This is a genomic window from Streptomyces sp. NPDC092045, from assembly GCF_044756005.1.
GTDB lineage: Bacteria > Actinomycetota > Actinomycetes > Streptomycetales > Streptomycetaceae > Streptomyces.
The window spans coordinates 82730-93506 of the sequence record NZ_JBIVSC010000013.1 but is presented as its reverse complement, the minus strand read 5'-3'; the positions used below and the strand labels follow the sequence as shown (position 1 = coordinate 93506).

Sequence of the window (10777 nt, the reverse complement as noted above, 5' to 3'; positions counted from 1 at the left end):
CACAGCACGTGACGGGTGACGAGACATGGCGAACGAAGAGAAGCTCCGCGAGTACCTGAAGCGGGCCACCACCGAACTGCACCGCACCAGCGAGCGCCTCAAGGAACTGGAGGCACGCGCCCACGAGCCGATCGCGATCGTCGGCATGGCCTGCCGCTTCCCCGGCGGCGCCGGATCCCCCGAGGCCCTGTGGGAGCTGGTGTCCGGCGGCACCGACGCGGTCTCGCCCTTCCCGGGCGACCGCGGCTGGGACACCGAGGGGCTCTACGACCCCGACCCGGACGCGGCCGGCCGCTCGTACTGCCGCGAAGGCGGCTTCCTCGGCTCCGCCGGGGCCTTCGACCCGGCGTTCTTCGGGATCTCGCCGCGCGAGGCGGTCGCGATGGACCCCCAGCAGCGCCTGCTCCTGGAGACCTCCTGGGAGGCCCTGGAGCGCGCCGGGGTCGACCCCCGCTCCCTGAAGGGGTCCCGCACCGGCGTGTTCGTCGGCGCCTGGGACGGCGGCTACACCGCCGGGGTCCACGAGCCCTCCGCGCAGTTGGAGGGCGACCTGCTCACCGGCGGGGTCGTCAGCTTCACCTCCGGCCGCATCTCCTACACGCTCGGCCTCGAAGGCCCGTCCGTCTCCGTGGACACCGCCTGCTCCTCCTCCCTGGTCGCCCTCCACCAGGCGGCCCAGTCGCTGCGCCGGGGCGAGTGCGACCTCGCCCTCGCCGGCGGCGTCACCGTCATGTCGACGCCCGCCGTCTTCGTGCAGTTCTCCCGCCAGCGCGGAGTCGCGGCCGACGGCCGCTGCAAGGCCTTCGCCGAGGCCGCCGACGGGTTCGGCCCCGGCGAGGGCGCCGGCATCCTCCTGGTGGAACGCCTCTCCGACGCCGTGCGCAAGGGACACCGCGTCCTCGCGGTCCTGCGCGGCTCGGCCGTCAACCAGGACGGCGCCAGCAACGGCCTCACCGCCCCCAGCGGCGCCGCCCAGCAGCGCGTCATCCGCCAGGCCCTCGCCGACGCCCAGGTCACCGCCGCCGACGTGGACGCCGTCGAGGCCCACGGCACCGGCACCCGGCTCGGCGACCCCATCGAGGTGCACGCCCTGATCGACACCTACGGCAGCGCGCACACCCCCGAACGGCCCCTGTGGCTCGGCTCGCTGAAGTCGAACATCGGCCACACCCAGGCCGCCGCCGGAGTCGGCGGCGTCATCAAGATGGTGATGGCCCTCCAGGAGGGCCTGCTGCCGCAGACCCTGCACGTCGACGCCCCGTCCTCCCAGATCCTCTGGGACGGCGGCGCGGTCTCCCTCCTCACCGAGTCGCGCCCGTGGCCGGAGACCGGGCGCCCGCGCCGCGCGGGCGTCTCCTCCTTCGGCGTCAGCGGCACCAACGCCCACGTCATCCTGGAGCAGGCCCCCGCACCGGAGACGGCAGAGGAGCCCGCGACCCGCGAACTCCCCGTGATCCCGCAGGTCGTCTCCGCCCGCTCGAAGACCGCCCTCAAGGCCCAGACCGAACGGCTCCGGGCCCGCCTGGAGGCGGCGGACGCGCCGCGCCCGCTGGACGTCGCCCACTCCCTCGTGACCTCGCGCTCGGTGTTCGAGCACCGGCGGGTCACCCTCGGCACCACGGTCGTCGAGGACACCGCGGGCCCGACGGGTCGTCGGGTGCTGGTGTTTCCGGGGCAGGGGACGCAGTGGGTGGGGATGGGTGCGGGTCTGCTGGAGGCCTCGCCGGTGTTCGCGGCTCGTCTGCGCGAGTGCGCCGACGCTTTGGCGCCGTTCGTGGACTTCGACGCGGTCGAGGTCGTACGGACCGGGGCTTCCCTGGACCGTGTCGATGTGGTCCAGCCGGTGACGTGGGCCGTCATGGTCTCGCTCGCCGAGCTGTGGCGTTCGCTCGGGGTCGTACCGGATGCTGTGGTGGGTCACTCGCAGGGCGAGATCGCCGCCGCCGCCGTCTCGGGAGCCCTGTCCTTGCAGGACGCGGCCCGTGTCGTGGCCCTGCGCGCCGGGGTCATCGGCCGTGAGCTGGCGGGCCTGGGCGGCATGGCGTCGATCCCGCTGCCGCGCGTCCAGGTCGAGGAACGCCTCGCTTCCGGCGAATGGGCCGGTCGTCTGAGCGTGGCGGCCGTCAACGGGCCCTCCAGCACGGTGGTGGCCGGTGACGCCGACGCGATCACGGAGTTCGTCGCGATCTGCCAGGCCGAGGACGTCCGGGCCCGTCAGGTCCCGGTCGACTACGCCTCCCACTCCGCCCACGTCGAGCGGATCGAGGCCGAACTCCTCGACGTACTCGCCCCGATCCAGCCGCGTCGCTCCGAGATCCCCTTCTACTCCACCGTGACCGGCGAACTGGCCGACACCACCACGCTCGACGCCTCCTACTGGTACCGCAACCTCCGCCAGACCGTCCGCTTCGAGGACACCGTCCGGCTGCTGCTCGACCGGGGCTTCGGCACCTTCGTCGAGTCCAGCGCCCACCCCGTCCTGACCCTGGGCATCCAGGCCGCCGCCGACGCCGCCGGGCTCGACGTGCTCACCGGCGGTTCGCTCCGCCGCGACAAGGGCGGTCTCGAACGGTTCCTGACCTCCGCCGCCGAACTGTTCGTCCGCGGCGTCGACATCGACTGGGCCGTCCTCTTCGAGGGCACCGGCGCCCGGACCGTCGACCTGCCCACGTACGCCTTCCAGCACAAGGACTACTGGCTCGAACCCTCCGTCCGGTCCGCCCCCGCCGCCGATCCCACCGGTACGGACTCCTGGCGCTACCGCACCACCTGGAAGCCCCTGGGGGCGACCGGTGCTCCCGTGCTCGACGGGCGGTGGCTGCTCGTCCTCCCGGAGGGCGAGGACGCCTTCGCCGACGCGGCCGAGGCCGCGCTCGTCCGGCACGGCGCCCGCACCGAACGCCTGACCCTCGACGCGCGCACCGCCACCCGCGAGGACCTGACCACGAGGCTCACCGCGTACGAGACCGGCGAGGGGAGCGGCGGACCCTTCGCGGGCGTCCTCTCGCTGCTCGGGACCGACGGGCGCCCGCACCCCGACCACCCCGAGCTGGCCCTCGCCGTGCTCGGGACCACCCTCCTCGCGCAGGCGGCGGCCGACGCCGGGCTCACCGCGCGGCTGTGGGCCGCGACCCGCGGCGCCGTCGCCGTCTCGCCCGCCGAGCGGCCCGGTTCCGAGGGCGCCCAGGTCTGGGGGCTCGGCCGCGGCATCGCCCTGGAACACCCCACCCTCTGGGGCGGTCTGGTCGACCTGCCCGAGGACCCCGACGAGCGCGCCTGGCAGCGGCTGGCCGCCGTCCTCGCGGGCACCGCCGACGAGGACCAGGTCGCCGTCCGCGCCTCCGGCTCCTACGGCCGCCGCCTCGCCCCGGCCGGCGGCACCCCCGCCCGCCGCGCCTACGCCCCCCGCGGCACCGTCCTGGTGACCGGCGGCACCGGCGCCCTCGGCGCCCACGTCGCCCGCTGGCTCGCCGGGGCGGGCGCCGGGCACCTGGTGCTCACCGGCCGCCGGGGCCCGGACGCGCCGGGCGCCGCCGAACTGGCCGGGGAGCTGCGCGCCCTGGGCGCCGAGGTGACCGTCGCCGCCTGCGACGTCTCCGACCGCGACGCCCTGGCCGCCCTCCTGGAGGCCCACCCGCCCACCGCCGTCTTCCACACCGCCGGGGTCCCGCACTCGGCCGCCCTCCTCGACACCGGCGCCGGCTCCCTCGCCGAGGTGTACGCGGGCAAGGTCGCCGGCGCCCTGCACCTGCACGAGCTGACGCGCGGCCTCGACCTCGACGCGTTCGTCCTGTACTCCTCCGGCGCGGGCGTCTGGGGCAGCGGCGGCCAGAGCGCCTACGGCGCCGCGAACGCCGCGCTCGACGCGCTCGCCGAGCGGCGCCGCGCCGACGGCCTGCCCGCCACCTCGGTGGCCTGGGGCCTGTGGGGCGGCGGCGGCATGGGCGAGGGCGCGGGCGAGGAGTTCCTCAGCAGCCGGGGCCTGCGCGCCATGGACCCCGTACGGGCCGTGGCGGCCCTGGCGCGGGCCCTGGACCGCGAGGACGGCTGCGTCGCGCTCGCCGACATGGACTGGCCGCTCTTCGCCAAGGGGTTCACGACCTTCCGGCCCAGCCCGCTGATCGGCGAACTGCCCGGCGTGAGCGGGTCCGGCGGCGACGGGACCGCCGGGGCGCCCGGCGGGGAGGCCGACGGGGCGGACGCGGACGGGCTGCCCGCCCGGCTCGCCGCCGCCGACCCCGCCGAGCGGTACGGGATCGTGCTCGACGAGGTGCGCGGCGGCGTCGCGGCCGTGCTCGGCCACGCCGGGCCGGAGGACGTCGACCCCGAGGAGGCCTTCAAGGACCTCGGGTTCAGCTCCCTCACGGCGGGCGAACTGGCGGGCCGGCTCAGCCGCGCCTGCGGCCGCAAGCTGCCCCCCACCCTGGTCTTCGACCACCCCACGGCCGCCGCCATGGCCGCCCACCTGGCCGAACTCCTCCTGCCGGCCGCCGGGGCGGACACCGGCACCCCCGAGGAGCGGCGGATCAGGACCGCCCTCGCCACCCTCCCGCTGGACGTGCTGCGCGAGGCGGGACTGCTGGACACCCTGCTGGCCCTGGCCTCCGCCGAGCCCGGCACGGCGGCGCCCGAGCGGTTCTCAGGCGCGGGCGGGTTCGATGGGACCGACCGGCTCGACGCCGCCGGCGCGATCGGCGACCTCGACGAGATCGCCGCCCTCGACGAGCTCGACGAACTCGACGGGGACGCGCTGATCGAGCTGGCGCTGCGCGACGCGGCCTGACCCGCGATCCGGGCGGCGGCCGCGTGGCCGCCGCCCGGATCCGACCGGCCCGCCGCCCCGGCCCGACCGCCCGCCGCTCCGTCCGACCGTCCAGAGAGGGACCCCATCGATGGCCATGTCCTCCGAAAAGCTCATGGAGGCGCTACGGACCTCGCTGAAGGAGGCCGAGCGGCTGCGCCGGCGCAACCGGGAGCTGGTCTCGGCCGCCCACGAGCCCGTCGCCGTCGTCGGCATGGCCTGCCGGTACCCGGGCGGGGTCGACTCGCCCGAGGCCCTGTGGGAGCTGGTCGCCTCCGGGACGGACGCCGTCGCGCCCTTCCCGGAGGACCGGGGCTGGGACCTCGACGGGCTCTACGACCCGGACCCCGACTCGCAGGGCACCACGTACTGCGACCAGGGCGGGTTCCTCGACGGCGCGGGCGACTTCGACGCCGCCTTCTTCGGGATCTCGCCGCGCGAGGCCGTCGTCATGGACCCCCAGCAGCGGCTGCTCCTGGAGGTCTCCTGGGAGGCCCTGGAGCGCACCGGCCTCGACCCGCGCACCCTGCGCGGGAGCGGCACCGGCGTCTACATCGGCGCCGCCCACGCCGAGTACGCCACCGACCTGGACCGGGTCCCGGCCGGCTCCGAGGGCTACCTCCTGACCGGCAGCGCCGACGCGGTGCTCTCCGGCCGGATCAGCTACGCCCTCGGTCTGGAGGGCCCGGCCATGACGGTGGAGACGGCCTGCTCCTCCTCGCTGGTCGCCCTGCACCTGGCCGTCGCCGCGCTGCGGCGCGGCGAGTGCGGCCTGGCGCTCGCGGGCGGCGCGGCCGTCATGCCCGACGCCGCCGCGTTCGTCGAGTTCTCCCGGCAGAAGGGCCTCGCGGCGGACGGCCGCTGCAAGGCCTTCTCCGCCGACGCGGACGGCACCGGCTGGGCCGAGGGCGCGGGCGTGCTGGTCCTGGAGAGGCTCTCCGACGCGCGCCGGGCGGGCCGTACCGTCCTCGCCGTCATCCGGGGCTCCGCCGTCAACCAGGACGGCGCCAGCAACGGCCTCACCGCCCCCAACGGCCCCTCCCAGCAGCGGGTCATCCGCGCGGCCCTCGCCGACGCGGAGCTCGAACCGCAGGCCGTCGACGCCGTCGAGGCGCACGGCACCGGCACCCGCCTCGGCGACCCCATCGAGGCGCAGGCCCTGCTCGACGTCTACGGCCGGGGCCGCGAGGAGGACCGGCCCCTGTGGCTCGGCTCCCTCAAGTCGAACATCGGCCACGCGCAGGCCGCCGCCGGGGTCGGCGGCGTCATCAAGACCGTCCAGGCCCTGCGCCACGGCCTGCTGCCCAGGACCCTGCACGCCGACACCCCCACCCCGCACGCCGACTGGTCCTCGGGCCGGGTGCGCCTGCTGACCGAGCCCGTCCCCTGGCCGGCGGGCCCGCGCCCGCGCCGCGCCGGGATCTCCGCCTTCGGCGTGGGCGGTACGAACGCGCACGTGATCGTGGAGGAGGCGGGGGAGGAGACCGAAGCCTCCGTCTCGGCCCTTGCCACGGCTCCCGGTTCGGCCCCTGCCACGGCTCCCGTCTCGACCTCCGTCACGGCCCCTGCCACGGCTCCCGTCTCGACCTCCGTCACGGCCCCTGCCACGGCTCCCGGTTCGGCCCCCGTCACGGCCCCTGCCGCGGCTCCCGGTGCGGCTCCCGTCTCGACCTCCGTCACGGCTCCCGGCTCGGCCTCCGGCGCGACCACTGCGACGGCCCCCGGCGCGGTCGCCGCCACGTCCCCCCGTACCGTCGCCGGTGCCGTCTCCGGCGCGGTCGCCGACGCTCCCGTCGAGGACGGTCAGGCCACGGCGTTCGCCGTCACCGAGGACCGTCCGGTCCCGGAGCCCCCGACCGCCTGGTTCCTCTCCGGACGCTCCGCCGAAGCCCTCCGCGCCCAGGCCGGGCGGCTGCGCGACCACCTCGCCGGACCGGCCGGCGCCGGTGCCACGGCCGAGGCCGTCGGCCACGCCCTGGCCACCACCCGCACCGCCTTCGAACACCGGGCCGTCGTCCTCGGCGCCTCGTACGAGGACCTCACCCGCGCCCTCGGCACCCTCGCCGACGGCGCCCCCTCGCCCGCCGTCGTCACCGGAGTGCGCCGCCGCGAGGCCAGGACCGCCTTCCTCTTCACCGGGCAGGGCAGCCAGCGCCCCGGCATGGCCCGCGAACTGTACGCCGCCCACCCGGTGTTCGCCCGCGCCCTGGACGCCGCCGCCGAACGCCTCGACCCGCACCTCGACCGCCCGCTCGCCGCCGTCCTCGACGCCGCCCCCGGCAGCCCGGACGAGGCCCTGCTGCACCGCACCCAGTACGCCCAGGCCGCCCTCTTCGCCGTCGAGACCGCCCTCTTCCGGCTCCTCGAACACTGGGGCGTGCGCCCCGACGTCCTCCTCGGCCACTCCGTGGGCGGGATCGCCGCCGCCCACGCGGCCGGCGTCCTCGACCTCGACGACGCCTGCGCGCTCGTCGCCGCCCGGGGCCGGCTGATGCAGGCACTCCCGGCCGGCGGCGCGATGCTGTCCGTACGGGCCTGCGAGGACGAGGTCCGCGAGGTCCTGGCCGGCCGCGAGGACGTCCTCGCCGTCGCCGCCGTCAACGGCCCCCGGTCCGTGGTCCTCTCCGGGACGGAGGAGGCCGTCGGCCGGGCGGCCGAGCTGCTCGCCGAACGGGGCCGCAAGACCAAACGCCTGACCGTCAGCCACGCCTTCCACTCCCCGCTCATGGACCCCGTGCTGGAGGAGTTCCGGGCCGTGGCCGACGGGCTCGCGTACCGGGCGCCCCGCATCCCCGTCGTCTCCGACGTCACCGGCCGCCGGGCCACCGGCGACGACCTGCGCACCGGCGCCTACTGGGCCCGGCACGTCCGCGAAACGGTCCGCTTCGCCGACGGCGTGCGCGCCGCCCGCGACCTGGGCGCGGCCACCTTCGTCGAACTCGGCCCCGACGGCGTCCTCTGCGGCATGGCCCAGGAGGTGCTGTCCGCGGACGGCGCGGACACGGAACCGGCCGCCCTGGTCCCCGTACTGCGCCGGGGCCGCCCCGAGGCCGCCACCCTGCTGCGGGCGGTGGCCACCGCCGCGAGCCGGGGCACCCCCCTCGACCGGGGGCGGCTCTTCCCCGCCGCCCCCGCCCGCCCGTTCCCGCTGCCCGTGTACGCCTGGCAGCACCGCCGGTACTGGATCGCCCCCACCCCGCGCGGCGGGCGCGGCGGCCCGGCCGGCGGACCCCGCCGCCACCACGTCGCCTGGACCCCGCTGCCCGCCCCCGACGGCGCCCCGCTGACCGGCACCTGGCTCCTCGTCGAGCCCGCCGGGGCCGACCCCGTCACCGCCGACCGCGCCGAACGGGCCCTGCGCGCCCGGGGTGCCCGGGTCCGACGCCTCCCGGTCGACCCGGAACGGACCGACCGGGCCGCGCTCGCCGCGCTGCTCGACGGCGTCCGGGACGACACGGTCGCACCCGGCGCACCCGGTGCCCCCGTCGCACCCGGTGCCCCCGTCGCACCCGGCGCCCCCGGCGCACCCGTTGAAGGAGTTCTCTCCCTGCTGGGCGCGGAGGACCGGGAGCGGCCCGGCACCGGCCTCGTCCCGGCCGTCGTCCTGGCCACCCTGGCCCTCGCCCAGGCGATGGAGGAGACGTCCATGGCCGCCCGCCTCTGGTGCGCGACCCGGGGAGCCGTGACCACGGCCCCCGGCGAGCGGCCGGAGTCGGCGGGCGCCCAGCTCTGGGGCCTCGGACGCGTCGCCGCGCTCGAACTGCCCGCGCTGTGGGGCGGACTGGTCGACCTGCCCGGAAACGGAAACGGAACCGGGAACGGAACCGGAAACGAGACCGGAGCCGAAACCGGCACCGGCCCGGCCGACGAGGACGACGCCTGGCGGCTGCTCGTCGGGGTCCTCGGCGGCCCCGAGGAGCAGGTGGCCGTCCGCGGCCCCCGCACCCTCGGCCGCCGGCTCGTCGCCGCCCCCGCGCCGCGCGTCCCCGCCCCGTACCGCCCCCGCGGCACCGTCCTGATCACCGGCGGCACCGGCGCCCTCGGCGGCCACCTGGCCCGCCGGCTCGCCCGCGAGGGCGCCGAGCACCTGCTGCTCGTCACCCGGCGCGGATCCGGCGCCCCCGGCGCGGCCGAGCTCGAAGCCGACCTCCTCGCCCTCGGCGCCAAGGCCACCTTCGCCGCCTGCGACGTCGCCGACCGGGACGCGCTCGCCGACCTCCTCGGCCGGATCCCCTCCGACGCCCCGCTCACCGCCGTCTTCCACGCCGCGGGCGTGCCCCAGGTCGGCCCGCTCACCAGAACCGGCCCCGAACGCGTCGCCGAGGTGTACGCCGGGAAGGTCGCCGGCGCCCTGCACCTCGACGCGCTCACCCGTGGCCTCGACCTCGACGCCTTCGTCCTGTACTCCTCCGGCGCGGGCGTCTGGGGCAGCGCCGGCCAGTGCGCCTACGCCGCAGCGAACGCCGCGCTCGACGCGCTCGCCGAGCGGCGCCGCGCCGACGGCCTGCCCGCCACCTCGGTGGCCTGGGGCCTGTGGGGCGGCGGCGGCATGGGCGACGGCGAGGGCGCCGCGTACCTGCTCCGCAGGGGCGTGCGCCCCATGGACCCGCGGGCCGCCCTCACCGAGCTGTTCCGCGCCGTCGCCGCGGGCGAGGCCCAGGTCACCGTCACCGACACCGACTGGGAGCGGTTCGCCCTCGGGTTCACCTCCCGCCGCCCCAGCCCGCTCGTCTCCGCCCTCGCCGCCCCGGCCCCGGGGCCCGACCACGCCCCGGCCGCCGACGGCGGCGCCCCGGCGGGCGTCCGGCCGCGCGACCCGCGCGCCGAACTCGCCGCCCTCGGCCCCGCCGAACGCGCCGCCGCCGTCCGGGCCCTGGTCCGCGCCGAGGCCGCCGCCGTGCTCGGGTACGAGAGCCCCGACGAGGTCGCCGCCGACGAGCCCTTCACCCTGGCCGGGTTCGACTCCCTGGCCGTCGCGGAGCTCCGGCGCCGGCTCACCGCCGCGACCGCCACCGACCTGCCGCCCGAGGCCCTCTACGACCACAACACCCCGGACGCGCTCGCCGCCCACCTCCTGGACCTGCTCCGGGACCCGGCCGGCGCGGCGGGCACCCCGGCCGGGGGCTCCGGCCCCGGCGACACCACGCTGGTCGCGGTCTACCGCTCCGCGGTCGCCGACGGCCGGGTCGCCGAGGCCGTCGACGCCCTCGGCGCCGTCTCCGCCCTGCGTCCGGCCTTCACCGACCCCGGGCGGCAGCCCGTCGTCCCCGTCCGGCTGGCCGACGGCCCCGCCGGGGACGAGGGCCCGCTGCTCTTCGCGGTCACCGGCACCGCGGCCGTCTCCGGGCCCGCCGAGTTCGCCGCCTTCGCCGCCGCCCTCGCCGGCCGCCGCACCGTCGTCGCGCTGCCCCAGCCCGGCTTCCGGCCCGGCGAACTGCTGCCCGGCACCCTCGAAGCGCTGTGCGCGGCCCACGCCGAGGCCGTCGAACGGTACGCCGCCGGACGGCCGTACGCCCTGGTCGGGCACTCCGCCGGGGCCAACGTCGCCCACGCGCTCACCCGCCACCTGGAGGCGCGCGGCGCCGGGCCCGCCGCCCTGGTCCTCGCCGACGTCTACACGCCCAGTGCCCCCGGGGCCATGGGCGTCTGGCGGGACGTCATGCTCCGGTGGGCGACGGACCGCGCGGTCGTCCCGCTCGACGACACCCGGCTCACCGCCATGGGCGCCTTCCACCGGCTGCTCCTGGACTGGGCCCCCCGGCCCACCCGCGCGCCCGTCCTGCACCTGCGGGCCGCCGAGCCCATGGCCCCGTGGACCGACCCGCTGACGGACTGGCGGTCCGTCTGGGACGGCGCCCGCGCCGTCGCCGACGTACCCGGCAACCACTTCACGATGATGACCGAGCACGCCCCGACCACGGCCCGCACCGTCGACGACTGGCTCGGCGCGCTGCCCGGCGGTGACCGATGACGAGG

Annotated in this window: 2 protein-coding genes; both read left to right on the top strand. The window is 77.6% G+C overall.

Annotation, left to right across the window (positions count from 1 at the left end):
• The first annotated feature begins 25 nt into the window (after positions 1–25).
• The gene (locus tag ACIQKA_RS25030; protein ID WP_402542445.1) at positions 26–4783 is read left to right on the top strand and encodes a type I polyketide synthase; all 4758 of its coding nucleotides are present in this window, start codon (positions 26–28) and stop codon (positions 4781–4783) included.
• Between the two features lie 109 nt (positions 4784–4892).
• Positions 4893–10772 (top strand): SDR family NAD(P)-dependent oxidoreductase, encoded by a 5880-nt coding sequence (locus ACIQKA_RS25025; protein WP_402542443.1) that lies wholly within the window; start codon positions 4893–4895, stop codon positions 10770–10772.
• Positions 10773–10777 lie beyond the last annotated feature (5 nt).